The sequence below is a fragment of the Halococcus hamelinensis 100A6 genome, assembly GCF_000336675.1.
In the GTDB taxonomy this organism is placed as follows: domain Archaea; phylum Halobacteriota; class Halobacteria; order Halobacteriales; family Halococcaceae; genus Halococcus; species Halococcus hamelinensis.
Genome location: NZ_AOMB01000022.1, coordinates 82703 through 97451, shown reverse-complemented (window position 1 = coordinate 97451; position 14749 = coordinate 82703). Strand labels below are relative to the sequence as shown.

Annotated in this window: 15 protein-coding genes and 1 pseudogene; 3 read left to right on the top strand and 13 right to left on the bottom strand. The window is 67.4% G+C overall.

The features are described 5' to 3' along the window. The first annotated feature begins 3 nt into the window (after window positions 1–3). A complete protein-coding gene (locus C447_RS07840) occupies window positions 4–558 on the top strand; it encodes a plastocyanin/azurin family copper-binding protein (RefSeq protein ID WP_007692630.1) in 555 nt (184 codons plus the stop codon). 7 nt (window positions 559–565) lie between these two features. On the opposite strand, the gene C447_RS07835 is transcribed toward C447_RS07840, so the two are convergent. The 11 genes and pseudogenes from C447_RS07835 to C447_RS07790 form a co-directional block, all read right to left on the bottom strand. Next, the gene (locus C447_RS07835) at window positions 566–910 is read right to left on the bottom strand and encodes a hypothetical protein (RefSeq protein ID WP_007692628.1); all 345 of its coding nucleotides are present in this window, start codon (window positions 908–910) and stop codon (window positions 566–568) included. 113 nt (window positions 911–1023) lie between these two features. Further along, a pseudogene (locus C447_RS17645) lies at window positions 1024–1107 on the bottom strand (NuoI/complex I 23 kDa subunit family protein); the annotation flags it as partial. Between the two features lie 192 nt (window positions 1108–1299). Then, a complete protein-coding gene (locus C447_RS07830) occupies window positions 1300–1761 on the bottom strand; it encodes a NuoI/complex I 23 kDa subunit family protein (RefSeq protein WP_007692626.1) in 462 nt (153 codons plus the stop codon). Window positions 1762–1776: 15 nt separating this feature from the next. Continuing rightward, window positions 1777–2910, bottom strand: coding sequence for a complex I subunit 1/NuoH family protein (locus tag C447_RS07825; RefSeq protein WP_007692614.1), 1134 nt, complete (start codon window positions 2908–2910; stop codon window positions 1777–1779). After that, complete coding sequence (locus C447_RS07820) at window positions 2907–4580, bottom strand: NADH-quinone oxidoreductase subunit D (RefSeq protein WP_007692612.1); 1674 nt, start codon at window positions 4578–4580, stop codon at window positions 2907–2909. Before C447_RS07820 ends, C447_RS07825 begins: the two co-directional genes overlap by 4 nt. Further along, entirely contained in the window at window positions 4577–5269 is a 693-nt protein-coding gene (locus C447_RS07815; protein ID WP_007692610.1) for an NADH-quinone oxidoreductase subunit B, read from the bottom strand. The genes C447_RS07820 and C447_RS07815 overlap by 4 nt, the downstream gene beginning before the upstream one ends. Then, window positions 5266–5670 carry an NADH-quinone oxidoreductase subunit A gene (locus tag C447_RS07810; RefSeq protein WP_007692609.1) on the bottom strand — a complete coding sequence of 135 codons (405 nt, stop codon included), beginning with the start codon at window positions 5668–5670 and terminating at the stop codon, window positions 5266–5268. The genes C447_RS07815 and C447_RS07810 overlap by 4 nt, the downstream gene beginning before the upstream one ends. Window positions 5671–5772: 102 nt before the next feature. Further along, window positions 5773–6387 carry a 5-(carboxyamino)imidazole ribonucleotide mutase gene (gene purE / locus C447_RS07805; RefSeq protein WP_007692607.1) on the bottom strand — a complete coding sequence of 205 codons (615 nt, stop codon included), beginning with the start codon at window positions 6385–6387 and terminating at the stop codon, window positions 5773–5775. A gap of 59 nt (window positions 6388–6446) precedes the next feature. Further along, window positions 6447–7037: an NUDIX hydrolase gene (locus C447_RS07800; RefSeq protein ID WP_007692606.1), complete on the bottom strand. Its 591-nt coding sequence runs from the start codon at window positions 7035–7037 to the stop codon at window positions 6447–6449. A 41-nt stretch (window positions 7038–7078) separates the two neighbouring features. Beyond that, complete coding sequence (locus C447_RS07795; protein ID WP_007692605.1) at window positions 7079–8227, bottom strand: 5-(carboxyamino)imidazole ribonucleotide synthase; 1149 nt, start codon at window positions 8225–8227, stop codon at window positions 7079–7081. Between the two features lie 24 nt (window positions 8228–8251). Beyond that, window positions 8252–9964: a flippase activity-associated protein Agl23 gene (locus C447_RS07790; protein ID WP_007692604.1), complete on the bottom strand. Its 1713-nt coding sequence runs from the start codon at window positions 9962–9964 to the stop codon at window positions 8252–8254. Between the two features lie 101 nt (window positions 9965–10065). On the opposite strand from C447_RS07790, the gene ribH reads away from it, so the two are divergent. Together ribH and C447_RS07780 are read left to right on the top strand one after the other, a co-directional pair. Then, window positions 10066–10470 (top strand): 6,7-dimethyl-8-ribityllumazine synthase, encoded by a 405-nt coding sequence (ribH, locus tag C447_RS07785; RefSeq protein ID WP_010612047.1) that lies wholly within the window; start codon window positions 10066–10068, stop codon window positions 10468–10470. After that, on the top strand, window positions 10467–11609 hold the full coding sequence (locus tag C447_RS07780; RefSeq protein ID WP_007692602.1) for a pyridoxal phosphate-dependent aminotransferase: 1143 nt from the start codon (window positions 10467–10469) through the stop codon (window positions 11607–11609). The genes ribH and C447_RS07780 overlap by 4 nt, the downstream gene beginning before the upstream one ends. Before the next feature lie 6 nt (window positions 11610–11615). On the opposite strand, the gene C447_RS07775 is transcribed toward C447_RS07780, so the two are convergent. Further along, window positions 11616–12896, bottom strand: a complete 1281-nt coding sequence (locus tag C447_RS07775; RefSeq protein ID WP_007692601.1) for an MFS transporter — start codon at window positions 12894–12896, stop codon at window positions 11616–11618. Between the two features lie 180 nt (window positions 12897–13076). After that, window positions 13077–14369 carry an MFS transporter gene (locus tag C447_RS07770; RefSeq protein WP_007692599.1) on the bottom strand — a complete coding sequence of 431 codons (1293 nt, stop codon included), beginning with the start codon at window positions 14367–14369 and terminating at the stop codon, window positions 13077–13079. Window positions 14370–14749 lie beyond the last annotated feature (380 nt).

The window sequence follows — 14749 nt, the reverse complement described above, 5'->3', positions numbered from 1 at the left end:
GGTATGGACACGACCGACGCCGATGCGCCGGTGAGCCGACGTGGGTTCCTCAGGGCTGCAGGGGGGACGGCGGCCGTCGCCGGCGCGACCGGCACGGCCGCGGCACAGGAGGGGAACAGTTCGGGCGGCGGGGAGACGGTGGCGGTGGGTTCGGGTTCGGGGCTGTCGTTCGACCCCGAGGAGCTTACCATCGCGCCCGGGACCACCGTCACCTGGGAGTGGACCGGCCAGGGTGGCGCGCACAACGTCGTCGCCGACGACGGGGCCTTCGACTCCGGCGACCCCGAGGACGGCGACGACATCACGTTCAGCCACACCTTCCCGGAGGCCGGCGAGTTCCCCTATCACTGCGCACCCCACGAGGAGGTCGGCATGGTCGGTACCGTCATCGTCCAGGAGGGCGGGGGGTCGAGCGGCGGTGGCGGCCCCGGGTTGACGGTCCCGAACAGCGCGAAGAACCTCGGGATCGCCGCGATGAGCCTCATGCTCTCGACGCTGGGGCTCGCGTACTTCTTCATCCGCTACGGTGGCGACTACGAAACCGGCCCCGAGAGCTGAACCGCGCTCAGACCTCGTCCTGCTGGTTGAGCGAGAACAACACGCTCTCGCCGAGCGCCGTGAGGCTGAACACCCGAAGTTCGTCCGTTTCGAGGAGCTCGACCAGCCCCCTCTCCTGGAGCTGTTCGGCCGCCGATTCGGCGCTCGACGTGCTCGTACTGCTCGTGCTCGCCGTGTTGCCGTCGATGGTCACCGAGCGGTCCTCGGCGATCTCCCCGGGCGTGGCCGGGCCGCTGACGAGCTGGGTGAGCACCGCCGTTCGGGTCGACGACTGCTTGACGAACTCCGCGAGTTCCTCTTCCGTCGCCGACTCGGTATCCATCGTCGGGTCGTCCGTTTCGGATCCGCTCATGAGTATCTGTGTCCAGACTCAGACGGGATGTATATAACTCTATCTCCGTTCATTTGAGAGGTGCTCCGGGCAGGAATTTAGTCGTAGCCTCGAATCGATATCGCTCGGGTGGATCACTGGTAGTCGACTTCGCCGTCGCCGTCACCGATTCGGGCCCCACGGTCGGGTTCACGGGATTCGAGCGGGTCGATGTCCTCGCGATCCCACCTTTTTCCCGTTCGGGATCTCTCGCTCGCGTCCGCTCGCTTCGAAACCGCTCACGGCAAAAACGTGGATGAAAAAGACCGCCTCCCTTCGTTTGGACGGTGAAACGACTCGGGTGCTCACGGGTCTGGAGCCCGTTCGCATCGAGGTCTTGGTCAGTTCGAGTCCGCAGTGTCCGCCGAGGGCTACTGGTAATCGACTTCGCCGTCGCCGTCGCCGATCCAGACCCCACGGTCCGGTTCGCGGGATTCGAGCGGGTCGATGTCCTTGTACCACGGCACGTTCTTCAGTTGCTCCTTGTTGAGCGCGAGGTCGTCCTTGGTGTCCCCGGTGAACTCGAAGTTCTGGGTCAGGATGATCGCGTCGACGGGACAGACCTCCTCACAGAGCCGGCAGTAGATGCACTGGCCGATGTGGAGGTTGTACTGCTCGCCGTTTCGCTGGTCGTCTTGGACGATCTGGATCGTGTCGTTGGGACAGACCTTCTCGCACTGGCGACACCAGATACACCGTTCCTGACTGAACTTGTGGATCCCGCGAAAGCGCGGGCTGACCTCGGGCGGGACGTCCGGGTACTCGACGGTGAAGGTCTCGCCGTCGAGCGCGTGTTTCATCGTCGTTGCCATCGATTTGAGGACTCCTATCATGTGTTGGTCTCCGGGTTAGGCGATCAGTCCCACGATAACGGCCGTGAGCACGAGGTTGGCGAAACTCATCACGAGCAGTCCCTTCCAGCCGATCTGGATCAGCTGGTCGATCCGGATCCGGGGGATGGCCGAGCGCATCCACTGGGTGAACAGATAGACCGCGAGGATCTTGATCAGCATCCAGACGATGCCCGGCAGCACCGGCCCGGCGGGTCCACCGAGGAACAGCGTCGCCACGATGGCCCCGCCGAGGAAGATGTGGAGGAACTCGCCGAGGTAGAGCAGGACGAAGTACGCGCCCGAGTACTCCGTCATGAACCCCGCGACGAGCTCGCCGGGCGCTTCCGGCGTGTCGAAGGGGTTCCGGCCGACTTCGGCGAGGTTCGAGATCATGAACAGCACGAACGCGAAGGGGTTCACGAACGCGAACCACGACGGGATCGAGACCCCGGCGACCGTGAACAGCGGCTCGGCCTGTGCGGCGACCACCTCGCTCATCTGGAGGGTGCCGGCGAACAGCACCACCGAGGCCGCCGTCACCACGAGCGGGATCTCGTAGGCGAGGTTCTGGGCGAGCGCGCGGAGGCCGCCGAGAAGCGAGTACTTGTTGTTCGAGGAGTAGCCCGAGAGCAGGAGGCCGAGCGAGGCGAGCGACGAGGCGGCGAAGACGAAGACGAAGCCCGTCTCGGGGTCGGCGAGCTGGAGGTTGGTGCCGAGCGGGATCACCGCGAAGCCGAGGATCGCCGAGAACGGCACGATCATCGGCCCGATGTCGAACCCCGGTCGGTCGGCGTCGTCGGGGATGATGACCTCCTTCGAGAGGAGTCGGACCGCGTCGGCGACCACGATCAGGAGGCCGAACGGACCCACTCGGTTGACCGCGATCCGGTCGGTGAACGCCGCGGTGATCTTCCGTTTGCCCCAGATCCCCGCGACCGCGACGATCGAGAGGAAGAGCACCGAGATCAGCGCTGCGCCGACCAGCCCGAAGAGGAACTGGAGACCGGGGTCGGGGTTGGGACCGAAACCCAGGGTCTGACTCAGGAGTTCGGGGAACGTCGTGCCGCCACCGCTCGCGCCCGCGGAGGCGTTCGTCGCGTTCGTGGCGTTGGTCGCGTTGCCCTGCTGGAGGAGTACACCGGATCTCATCTATCGACCTCGCCGAGCACGACGTCGATGCTCGCCAGCGCCGCGATCAGGTCGGGGACGTAGCCGCCCTCGGCCATCGCGGGCAGGGTCTGGAGGTTCGAAAAGCACGGACTCCGGATCTTGAATCGAGCGGGTTTGTCGGTGCCATCCGCGCGGATGTAGATCCCGAGTTCGCCCTTCGCGCCCTCGACCGAGCGGTAGATCTCGGTGTCCTCGTCGGGCCGGAGGGTTCGCGGCACGTTCGATTGAACCTCGCGGTCGTCCTCGGGCCAGTCTTCGAGGAGGCTGACACACTGTCCGATGATCCGCGCCGACTGCTCGACCTCCTGCATCCGACAGAGCACGCGGGCGTAGTTGTCGCCCTCGGTGGCGGTGATGACGTCCCAGTCGAGTTCGGGGTAGTAGCCGTAGGGGTCGTCACGTCGGACGTCGAAGTCCACACCCGAGGCGCGGCCCACCGGCCCGGTCGCGCCGTACTGTTTCGCGGTCTCGGTGTCGAGCACCCCGGTGTCGACACACCGGAGCTGGAACAGCTCGTTCGAGGTGATGAGGTCGTGGTACTCGTCGAGCTTCGCGGGCATCCCGTCGAGGAAGTCCCGGACCTTCTCGAAGAACTCCTCGCGGGGTTCGGGGAGGTCCCACGCGACCCCGCCGAGCCGGAAGTAGTTGAACATCAGGCGCTGTCCCGTGAGGTCCTCGAGGATCCCCTCGACGACCTCGCGGTCGCGGAAGGCGTACATGAAGGTCGCGGTGAACTCCCCGTAGACGTCGAGTGCGAACGTCCCGAGCGCGAGGAGGTGGGCCGCGATCCGACAGAGCTCCGCGCCCATCGTCCGGATGACCTGGGCGTACTCCGGGACCTCCAGACCGGCGAGGTCCTCGGCGGTTCGCGCGTAAGCCCACTCGTTGAGGAGCCCGGCGGAGACGTAGTCCCACCGGTCGGGGTAGGGCATTATCTGGTGGCGGTAGGTGCCGTTCTGACACATCTGTTCCTCACAGCGGTGGAGGTAGCCGATGTCGGGCTCGACGTGGGCGACCTGCTCGCCCGAGAGAACGGTTTTGATGTGGAGCACGCCGTGGGTCGCGGGGTGGTGGGGCCCGATGTTGAGGAACATCGTGTCCGCGCCGTCCTCGCGATGGTCCTCCTCCAGCGGGTTGGCGTGGGATTCGAGGGTGACGACCTGGGGTTCGTCCTGGTCGTAATCGAGTCCCAGCGGGTGACCCTGCCAGGTTTCGGGGAGCAGGATCCGCCGGAGGTCGGGGTGGCCCTCGTAGCGGATACCTACGAGGTCGTAGGCCTCGCGCTCGTGCCAGTCCGCGCCCGCGTAGACCGGCACCGCGGTCTGACTCACGGGGTCGTCCTTCGCCGCGGGCACCACCACCGAGACCTCCTGGGTGGGGTCGGCGAACTTCTTCAGGTGGTAGATGCTCTCGTAGCGGTCGGCGTACTCCTGGGCCGTGACGTTCGAGAGGTGGTCGAAGCCCGCCTCGTCCCGGAGCGCGAACAGCGCGCTCTGGACCTCGTCGGGTCGGATCACGAACGCGTCCGCGTTCAGGTGGCTCTCTCGACTGACGACCGTGTCGCCGAGGAGGTCCGCGAGCGCGTCGTAATCGAGGCCGTCCTCGGTCGCGCCGACGTGGCTCGACTGTTTTGGCTTCTCCAAGCTCATGGCGAATCAGCCCAGTTGTACCGCATGACGAGGGTCTCCTCGTCGATGTCGTCCGCGAGCTTCTGGATGAGCTCGTCGCGTTCGAGGTCGCCGAACCGTTCGAGCTCGTAGGGTTTCACCGTCACCGGCGCGGACTCGCCGTTCGTGATGCGTTCCTGGAGCTTGGCGACGCCGTAGACCAGCGCTTCCGGGCGCGGCGGGCAGCCGGGAACGTGGATGTCCACGGGAATGACCTGTTCTGCGCCCTTGACGACGTTGTAGCCCTGCTGGAACGGGCCACCCGAGATCGTACACGAGCCCATCGAGACCACGAACTTGGGTTCGGGCATCTGGTCGTAGACCCGCTTCATCCGGGGGGCGAACTTCGAGACGATCGTCCCGGGGACGATGATGACGTCGGCCTGGCGCGGCGAGGCCCGCGGCACGCCCGAGCCGAACCGGTCGAGGTCGTGTTTCACGGCGTAGGTGTGCATCATCTCGATGCTACAGCAGGCGATGCCGAACTGGAGCATGAACATCGAGGAGCCGCGCACCCAGTTCATGAACGAGTCGAACTTCGTGAGGATGAACGGCGAGGCACCGAACGTCTCGCGGAGTTTGGAGTTGAATCGGTCGTCGGTGCCGCCACCCATCCGCGCCTCCTGGGTCGTCTGTGCGTCCGGCGTCGAGGTCTGGTTGTCGCTACTCATTGTCGTGTCCGTTGGGTGTTCGGCTGCTCGTTACGGACCCACTCGACCGCGCCGTTGCGCCACGCCCACGCGAGCCCGAGCACGAGCACCGCGATGAACACCAGCATCGGGCCGAGCGCCGAGGCCAGCCCGAACTCCGCGACCGCGTCGCGGTAGATGACGGTCCAGGGGAAGATCAGGACCGTCTCGATGTCGAAGACGAGGAACAACAACGCGACCATGTAGTACTGGATGTTGAACCGGATCCGGGTGTCGCCGGTCGGGACCTCGCCCGACTCGTAGACCGCGGTCTTTCCTTGTTCGGGAACGCTTGGTCGCAACAGGCTCGAGATCGCGATGAACGACAGCGGGATGGCGATCGCGACCAGCGCCAGCGCCCCGACGGCTATCCATTGATTCATGTGGTCTGTCTCGTGTTCGGGCTTGGGAACCCACTCATATAAGGATTGATTCTTTCCCACCGATGTCGGCCCGAAACCCGGTCGCATCCCACGTTCGACCGGCTATCCGTCGCGCTCGCGGAACCCCTCGATCCCCCGGTCGTGGAGCGCCCGCGAGACGTCCGCGACCCCGCTCACGAGCCCGTCGTGGTACTCGACCAGGCGTTCGGCCAACTCGTCGTGTTCGCTCGCGAGGATCTGGACCGCCGAGAGGCCCGCGTTGTAGGACTTCCCGGCGTCGACCGCGACGATCGGCGCGCCGGTCGGCATCCCGATCACCGAATCGACGGACTTCTCCTGGACCGGGACTCCGATCACGGGCACCGGAAACGCGATCGAGGCGGTCATGTTCGGGAGGTCCGCGGATTTCCCACCCGCGCCCGCGATGATGACCGAGAGCCCGCGGTCGGCGGCGGTCTCGCCGTAGGCGTACATCAGTTCAGGCGTTCGATGGGCCGAGACCACGTAGCTCTCGAAGGTGAATCGGCCCTCGGGGGAGCCATCGACGGTGACTTCCTCGAACCCAAGCTCCGAGAGCGCCTCGTAGGCCCCGGCCATCGTATCGAGGTCCGAATCGGAACCCATCACGATGCCCACGTCGGGCGTCTCCGCGTCGGAGCGGTCCTCGTCGGCTTCGGCGTGTAGCTCGTCGATCAGCGAATCGATGTCGTCGGCCATGCGAGGGGATGCGGTCGGTGGCCCTTCGCCGTTGTGGTCGCGGGACGTCCGACGGTACGTTACTCCGTTCGCCAGCCGTCGAGCAACCGTCGTGTCGAGGGCGACAGCCGTTCCGGTTCCGGCGGGTCGGCGAACCACACCGCGCCGTTCAGTTCGCCGGGCTGGATCGCTATCGACCCGTCGACGTAGTCGGCTCGAAAGAACACCCGGAGGACGTGAAGTCGTTCGTCGTACCCCTCACACGTGCTGACCTCGTGGCGCATGTGACCGATCCCGGTGAGGGAGATGTCGATACCGACCTCCTCCGCGACTTCCCGCCGGACGGTTTCCGCCATCGTCTCGTCGTCCTCCTGGCCGCCACCCGGAACGCCCCAGTCCGATCCGCCGCGACCGAGTATCAACAGCACGCGCTCTTCCTCCTCGCCGTCCACCGCCATCGATTCCGTGAGCGAGGGGAGCCTCTCGGGCGGTCGCCTGACGAGGGCGTACGCGCTCCCGATGTAGCCGGTCTCGGATAGTTCGATCCACTCTTCGAACACGTCGGCCGCCGGCGTGTCGCGACGCTCGATCACGGGTGCGTCGCCGAACCGCTCGGTGAGGCGGTCGCACCGACGCTCGATCTCGTCGCGGTTCACGTCTCGCCGGGCCATACGACGCACTCGTCGCGATGCGGGATTAACCCTTGCGCGACTCAGCGAAACGTCGTCGAGCCCACGAGGTCGCGGGCGTGGGCCAGCAGGTCGTCGGGCGAGCGCTCGCCGTCGGTCAGCGTGACGTGCCCCATCTTCCGGAGCGGGCGCGCCTCGCGTTTCCCGTACCAGTGGACGTTCGCGGCGGGGTCTTCGAGCACTGCCTCGATCCCGTCGAGTTCGGCGGGTTGGGGCTCCTCGACGTCCCCCAGGAAGTTCTTCATGACCGTCGTCTCGCGGCGGTCGGTCGCGCCGAGCGGCCAGCCGAGCACGGCCCTGACGTGCTGTTCGAACTGGGAGGTCCGCGCGCCCTCGATCGTCCAGTGTCCGGAGTTGTGCGGGCGGGGCGCGATCTCGTTGACCGAGATCTCCCCGTCCGTCTCGAAGAGTTCGATACCGAACACGCCGCGTCCGTCGAGGAAGTCGAGCACGTCGCGCGCGACCGACTTCGCGCGCTCGCGGACCTCGTCGGAGACCCGCGCCGGGATCACCGTCTCGCGGAGGATCTCCTCCTCGTGGACGTTCTCGCCCGGGGTGAACACCCGGTGCTCGTCTTCCCCTCGAACCCCGATCACCGAGAGTTCGCGGTCGAACGGGACGTGTTCCTCTATCATCGCCGGGCCGTCGATCGCCACGAACGACTCGTCCACGTCCTCGGGCGAGTCGACGGGGACGTTTCCACGTCCATCGTAGCCTCCCTCGCGGGCCTTGAGCATCCCCGGGTAGCCGAGGTCGTCGAGGGCCGCCCGGAGGTCGTCGGCGCTCTCGACGGCACGGAACTCGGGCACTGGAATACCGGCCTCGCCGAGCCGTCGTTTCTGGGCGAGTTTGTCCTGGATCGTCCGGAGGGTCTCGGGTGCGGGGTGGACAGGTATATCGTACTTTTCGCTCGCGCGTTCGAGTCGGTCGGGGTCGGCGAGTTCGATCTCGTAGGTCAGGACGTCGGCGCGTTCGGCGAGTCCGTCGATGGTGTCGGGGTCGTCGAAATCCCCCTCGACGGTCTCGCTCACCGCGGGGCTCGCGGGCGGGTCGGGCGTCGGGTCGCTCGCGATCAGTTCCACGCCGAGCGGGCCGGCGGCCTCGCCGAGCATCCGTCCGAGCTGCCCGCCGCCGACGACGCCGACCACCGGACCGGGGGTGCTGAGTTTCATGGCTCCGGGTTCCGCCGCGCGGGATTAAGGCGTATCGCTCGCGTTCGACGCCGTGGATCCGTCGACGAAGACCGTAACGTTGGTCCGGCTCGTGTCCTGGGTCCGGATGACCGCGGGATAGGCCTCGTAGCCAGCGAGCCGGGGTTCGAGCGAGTCGGCGTCCGAGCTGAGGCTCACCACGACCGGCGGTGCGTCCCCGTCCATCGTCGACTCGAACGCCGCGTCGTCCCGAGCGCACGCCACGCTCACGTCCTCGGCCTCGAAGTACCACGGCAGCGGGAGGACGTTGAACCACTCGGCACAGCCGGGATCGCGGGTTCCGGTGGTGTTGGCCACGAGGAAGTCGCCGTAGAGCAGGACGTCGGTTCCCGAGTGCGTGGCGCTCACCGACGCCATCTCGCGGAGTGCGGGATGGAGGTCGTCGGCGGGCTGGGCGTACTGCACCAGGGGATTGGCGTCGGACTGGTCGTCGAGGTAGACGTTCGTGGTGGCGACGAATCCGATCTGGGCCACGACGAGGAGTCCGACGACCGCGACCGCGGCGACGGCGGGGCGGTTCTCGGTCGCGAGCGCGGCGTAGCCCCGGCGATAGAGCGCGCCCGCCCCGACCGCCGCCGGCACCGCGAGCGGGACCACGGCGTGAAGGACGGTCCAGGGCGCGGCGATGTCGGCGATGATGGGGTAGCCGAGCACGCTGACGAACCCCCAGTAGAAGCAGAAGGCCACGAGGTCGCGCGGGCCATCGTCCGCGTAGCGGTCGACGAGGAAACCGACGACCGAGAGGACCGCCAGCGCGCCCGAGCCGACGAAGAGGGTCTCGGCGGCGCTGCCGAGGAACGGGAGGTAGGCGTGGTCCTGATGGCCGCCCCCGACCCAGAGCGAGACGAACGCGTTCCAGGATCCCAGGGTGGCCTCGCCGACGACCGCCGGCAGCACCGTCGGATCGGCGAGGAGGTCGTCGAAGCCCGGCCCGGCGTTCGGGCCGGTCCGCGGGGCGTAGAAGGAGACCACGACGACGAGAAACGCCACGAGGCTCGCGAGGAGGTGGGGAAGCCAGCGCCGGAGCGCCGGTCGAACCGTTCGAGTTCGGGTGCGGAGCCGCCCTCGCCAGTCGTCGGGGAGGCCGCGAGCGAACAGTCGGTGGTCGACGAGGAGGGCGAGCGCGCCGAGCCACGTCACGACGTAGACGAGGACGTACTCCTTGGTCGTGACCGCGAGCGCGAACGCGAGCACGCCGGCGTGGAGGTAGCGCGGCTTTCGGGTGTCGAGCGCGCGGACGAAGCAGCCGAGCGCGAGGAGCGCGAAAGCCGCGAGCGGGAGGTCGCTCCGCATGAACCGCGAGTAGTAGAGCACGAGCGGGTCGAACGCGAGGAAGCCGGCGAGCGCGACGGTTTCGACCCCCGAGAGGCGTTCACGGAAACAGAGCGCGACGAGCGGAAGGCCGGCCCCGAGGAGCGCGACGACCAGTCGCATCGTGAAGTCGTTCGGGCCGAGAACCGCGAACACGACCCGGTTGACCTGCTGGAGGAACGGCCCGTGGATGATGGGCCGGTACTCGAACAGTCCCGTATCGAGGTAGTGGAGCGTCCAGTAGGCGACGCGGGCCTCGTCCCAGTGAGCGGTTCGGTCGCCGAGGAAGGCGAGCCGTGCGAGGAGGCCGAGGAGGGCGATGGCGACGACGGCCGAAGCGACGCGACGACCGGACCGGCGAGCGGCGGTGCCGTCGGTCGGTGCCATGCCCGTTCGACCTCGGGGACGGAATAGGAGTGTTTCGTTCGACGGCGGGGATACTGGCGTGGAGCGGTAGGTCTTTGAGGGGCGCTCGCCACCCGGCGAGTATGCCCAGTTTGGGATTGGTTATCGCGCAGTTTTACGACGAACTCGCCGCGGAGATGGAACGGAGCGCACGCGGGGCCGCCGCCGACCGCGGGGCCGAGATCGGGGAGACGATCCCGGTACCGGGCGCGTACGACACCCCGCTCGCCGCCGACCGCCTCGCCCGGAAGGACGCCATCGAGGCCGTCTGCGTTCTCGGCCCGGTGGTCTCCGGCGACACCGACCACGACGACGTGATCGTCCGCACGGCCGCGCGGGCGCTGACGGACGTGAGCCTCGACCGCGACACCCCCGTCTCGCTCGGGGTCTTGGGCCCCGGCATGAGCATGGCGGAGGCGCGCGAACGGATCGGCAAGGGTGCCGAAGCCGTCGACAGCGCGCTCGACCAACTGGAGGCCCTGGCATGAACTTCGCCGACCGGGTCGAACGGGTCGAGCCGAGTGCCACCCTCGCGATCAGCGACGCCGCGAGCGAGCTCGAAGCCGACGGGGTCGACGTGGTCGACCTCAGCGTCGGCGAGCCCGACTTCCCCACCCCCGAGAACGTCGTCGAGGCCGGAAAGGACGCGATGGACGCGGGTTATACGGGCTACGCACCCACGAACGGCGTGCCCGAACTCCGCGAGGCGATCGCCGAGAAGCTTCAGGACGACGACCTCGACTACACGGCCGACGACGTCATCGTCACGCCGGGCGGCAAGCAGGCGCTCTTCGAGACCTTCCAGAGCCTCATCGACGACGGGGACGAGGTTTGTCTCCTCGACCCTGCGTGGGTCTCCTACGAGGCGATGGTGAAGCTCGCCGGCGGGTCGCTCTCGCGAGTCGACCTCGCGGCCCACGACTTCCAGCTCGAACCCGCGCTCCCCGAACTCGCCGAGACGGTCTCGGACGGGACGGAACTCCTCGTGGTGAACTCGCCGTCGAACCCCTCGGGTGCGGTGTTCTCGGACGAGGCGCTCCGCGGCGTCCGCGACCTCGCGGTCGAACACGACATCACCGTGATCTCCGACGAGATATACAAGGAGATCACCTACGGCGTCGACCCCGTGAGCCTGGGAAGTCTCGACGGGATGAGTAGCCGTACAGTGACGATAAACGGCTTCTCGAAGGCCTACTCGATGACCGGCTGGCGGCTCGGCTACCTCGCCGCGCCCGAGGGCCTGGTCTCCCAGGCGGGCAAAGTTCAGTCGCACTCGGTCTCCTCGGCCGCGAACTTCACCCAGCGTGCCGGGGTCGAGGCCATCCGGAACACCGACGACGCCGTCGTCGAGATGGCCGAGGCCTTCGAGGAACGCCGCGACCTCCTCGTGGACCTGCTCGCCGACCACGGGGTCGAGGTTTCGGCCCCCGAGGGGGCGTTCTACATGATGGTGCCGGTCGGCGAGGACGACTCCGCGTGGTGTGAGGCGGCGATCGACGACGCCCACGTCGCCACGGTGCCCGGCAGCGCGTTCGGGACGCCAGGCTACGCGCGGTTCTCGTACGCGAACAGCGAGGAACGGCTTCGAGAAGCGGTCGATCGGCTCGTCGCGGAAGACCTGTTCTGACCGGGCTCAATCCTGGCTCGCCGGCTGCGCGCCGCCCGGAGTTTCGGCGGCGGTCGCGTGGGTCTCCTCGACCTGTGAGTAGACGAGGAGCGCGCCGAGCGCCGAGAGGACGGCCCCGAAGGCGAACGGGACGACGTAGCCGAAGCTGATGAGGTAGCCCGCGAGCAACGGGCCGATGGCGGTCCCCAACGTGAAGGCCATCGTCAACACCGAGAAGGTGGTCCCGGAGTTCCCGTCCTGGGCGATGTCGCCGGCGAGCGCGAAGCCGGGCGCGAAGGCGGTCGCGGCCGCCGCACCCTGGACGAGTCGCGTGGCGATCATCCCGATCGGGGTCGTCACGAGCCCCTGGGCGAGCATCGCCGGCACGAGCACGATCAGCCCGCCGAGGATGAACGGTCGGCGGCCGTAGCGGTCGCTCGCGGTGCCGATCGGCGTCTGGAGGAACACCTGCGCCACGATGAACGCCGAGAACTCGATGCTGAATAGCTGTGCGCCCTGGTCGAGGTGGTTGTTGATGTCCGTCTGGAGCGGCTCGATCAGCGCGATACCGATCGCCACGGTGAGGAGCGCGAGCCCGAGCGCGAAGACGGGGTCGATCAGCGTATCGTGGTCGTGGTCGAAGACCGCGAACCCGATGTCACTGCCCGCCTCCGCGTCCTGTTCGTCGGGGTGTGGGTCCTCGACGAACAGCATGATGAGCACCGCGCCGATCAACGAGCCGAGGGCGGCGATGTAGAAGGCGGTCTCGAAGCCCGTCATCGCGAGGCCGGCGACCCGGTAGGGGCCGCCGTTGACGACGCTCCCGGCGAGGATCGGTCCGGCGGCGAAGCCAACGAACCGGAAGGTGTTGAAGATCCCCATGTCCCCGCCGCGCGAGTCGTCCGTTGTGACCTCGTTGACCAGCGCGACCGTCGACGGGATCGTGATCGCGACACCGATACCCTGGAGGCCGCGGATCGCGAGCATCAGGGCGTAACTATCGACGAGCGAGTAGACGAAGTTCGCGACCGTGAGGATCAACAACCCGACCACGATGAAGATCCGGCGGCTCCCGGTACGGTCGGAGAGATAGCCCGCGATCGGCTGGAGGGCCGTGCTGAAGAAGCCGAACGCCGAGAGGATGATCCCCGTGACCAGCGCGACACCCAGGCCGAACGTCTGGCCGGTGACGACGCCGCTCCCGATGTAGAGCGGCAGAACGATGATCAGAAACGAGTTCCCGATCGAGTCCGCCATCCGCGCGAACGCGAGGGTGAGCACCCGTCGGTCGGTATCGAACAATCTCATTCGACCACTCCCCTTTCGGGCGGGCGGTCGGTCTCAGTGAACGGCTTCGTCGGTTCGGCAGTCATCGTTGACTATTCAGTCAGTCAGCCGTTTAAACGTGTGGGTATCGACGCGAACGACGGTGTCGGCGCGAACGGTCCGGCGGGTCGCCGAACGGTCGTGAGCCAGGTGGGGACGGTCTCAGTCGCCGGGAACCGGAGTCCTCGCGGGTGTGGGGTCGACGCTGTAGAGCGCGACGAAGACGCCGGTGGCGAGGACGATGAGGCCGGCGGCGACGAAGAAGGCGACGAACACCGAGGTGGCGTCCCAGAGCACCCCGACGGTGAAGGGGCCGACGACCTCGCCGACCTTCCAGGCGACCGAGCGCAGCGAGAGGCTGGCGGCGACCGCGCCGAAGTGCTCGCCCTCCTCGACGAACAGCGCCATGCTCGCGGGGAGCCGGAGGCTGTCGGCCACGCCGATCACGGCGTAGGCGGCGAACAACACGAAGAAGGCCGGCGCGAGCCGGACCGATTCGCCGAGCGCCGTGAACGAAATACCGGGAAGTACCCCTGCTGCGCTCCCCGCGAAGGGTATCATCGCGGTCCCGACCGCGTAGACCAGCGCGCCCGCCACGACGAAGTGGTGTTTATGACCCACGCGATCGGTGTAGCCACCGACGACGCCCTGGAAGAGCGTCTTGGTGAGCTTGCCGCCGGCGAGGATCGCCGCGACGAACAGCGGGTTCATCCCGAACTCGGTGTGGGCGTAGATCGGGAGGAAGGTGATGACGGCCATCTTACCGAAGCCAAAGCCCAGTCGGAAGACCACGAGCGCGCGGACCGCGGTCCGGTCGAGGAGGGTGCGGAGGGTTTCGATCCCGGTGGCTTCCTCGGGGTCGGTTTTCCCTCCTGGATTGTCCCGGAGGTAGGCGAAGACGCTGAGGGTCGCGAGGACCGTGACCGCCGAGAGCACCGCGTAGGTGAGCGTGAAGCCGTAGGCGTAGAGCAAGAATCCGCCGACGACGTCGCCCGCGAGGCTCGAAAACGCCGCGACCTGGTTGTAGGTCCCGAGCCACCGGCCGCGCTCGGCGTCGGGGCTGAGTTCGCCCACGACCGCCGAGCCGGTGATCCAGAGGAGGCTCGCGCCCGCTCCTTGGAGGATCCGGACGAGAATTACGTCGGTCGCGTTGCCGACGAGCGCGAACCCGACGAACGCGAGGACGTTGACCCCGAGCCCGGCCACGAGGAAGTGCTTCGCGTTGTGGGTGTCGACCAGCCGGCCGAGCGGGAGGACGACGACGAGCTGGATCAGCGCGAACGCCGTCCCGAACAGCCCCTCGACGGTGCCCGAGGTCTGGAAGATATCCGCATAGAGCGCGAGCGCGATCAGGATGGTGGAGTAGGCCTGGCTCCGCGCGAACGCGGTGCTTGCGAGCGCAACGAATTCCCTGTTTTTGAAGAGACTCAGCGACCCTCCTCCTGGTTTCGTCACTGGAAAGAGGTCGCCGTTGGAGATTCAAAAACCCGACTTTCCGCGGGCGTTTTGCCGGGGGGTATCACGCCAGCACCCGTCACGGTGAGCTCCGGTCGAGGGTCCCCGGTACGAGGTGAACCGGCCGCGGTGCGGCGACGCGGCGGAGCGGTGCGGCGCGGTGCCGGTGCCGTTGCGAGAGCGGTGCGGGCCTGGAGGGCGAGCACGACCGAAGGGAGTGCGAGGGCTTCTACGGTGCTGTGCGATTGCGGTGCTGTGCGGTAGGGGTAGTGATTGTACCGCGAGCGACTGAAAGGAGCGAGCGGGCCGACGACTGACCACCGGGAAGGAGGAGGCTTTTGATCCACATTTTGCCAGCGAGCGAGCGGCGCGAGGTTCGA

Coding starts and splice junctions, on each gene's coding strand:
- C447_RS07840 (WP_007692630.1), top strand. CDS start 4: ATGGACACGACCGACGCCGATGCGCCGGTGAGCCGACGTGGGTTCCTC.
- purE (WP_007692607.1), bottom strand. CDS start 6,387: ATGGCCGACGACATCGATTCGCTGATCGACGAGCTACACGCCGAAGCC.
- C447_RS07790 (WP_007692604.1), bottom strand. CDS start 9,964: ATGGCACCGACCGACGGCACCGCCGCTCGCCGGTCCGGTCGTCGCGTC.
- C447_RS07800 (WP_007692606.1), bottom strand. CDS start 7,037: ATGGCCCGGCGAGACGTGAACCGCGACGAGATCGAGCGTCGGTGCGAC.
- ribH (WP_010612047.1), top strand. CDS start 10,066: ATGCCCAGTTTGGGATTGGTTATCGCGCAGTTTTACGACGAACTCGCC.
- C447_RS07795 (WP_007692605.1), bottom strand. CDS start 8,227: ATGAAACTCAGCACCCCCGGTCCGGTGGTCGGCGTCGTCGGCGGCGGG.
- C447_RS07830 (WP_007692626.1), bottom strand. CDS start 1,761: ATGATAGGAGTCCTCAAATCGATGGCAACGACGATGAAACACGCGCTC.
- C447_RS07810 (WP_007692609.1), bottom strand. CDS start 5,670: ATGAATCAATGGATAGCCGTCGGGGCGCTGGCGCTGGTCGCGATCGCC.
- C447_RS07835 (WP_007692628.1), bottom strand. CDS start 910: ATGAGCGGATCCGAAACGGACGACCCGACGATGGATACCGAGTCGGCG.
- C447_RS07780 (WP_007692602.1), top strand. CDS start 10,467: ATGAACTTCGCCGACCGGGTCGAACGGGTCGAGCCGAGTGCCACCCTC.
- C447_RS07775 (WP_007692601.1), bottom strand. CDS start 12,896: ATGAGATTGTTCGATACCGACCGACGGGTGCTCACCCTCGCGTTCGCG.
- C447_RS07815 (WP_007692610.1), bottom strand. CDS start 5,269: ATGAGTAGCGACAACCAGACCTCGACGCCGGACGCACAGACGACCCAG.
- C447_RS07820 (WP_007692612.1), bottom strand. CDS start 4,580: ATGAGCTTGGAGAAGCCAAAACAGTCGAGCCACGTCGGCGCGACCGAG.
- C447_RS07825 (WP_007692614.1), bottom strand. CDS start 2,910: ATGAGATCCGGTGTACTCCTCCAGCAGGGCAACGCGACCAACGCCACG.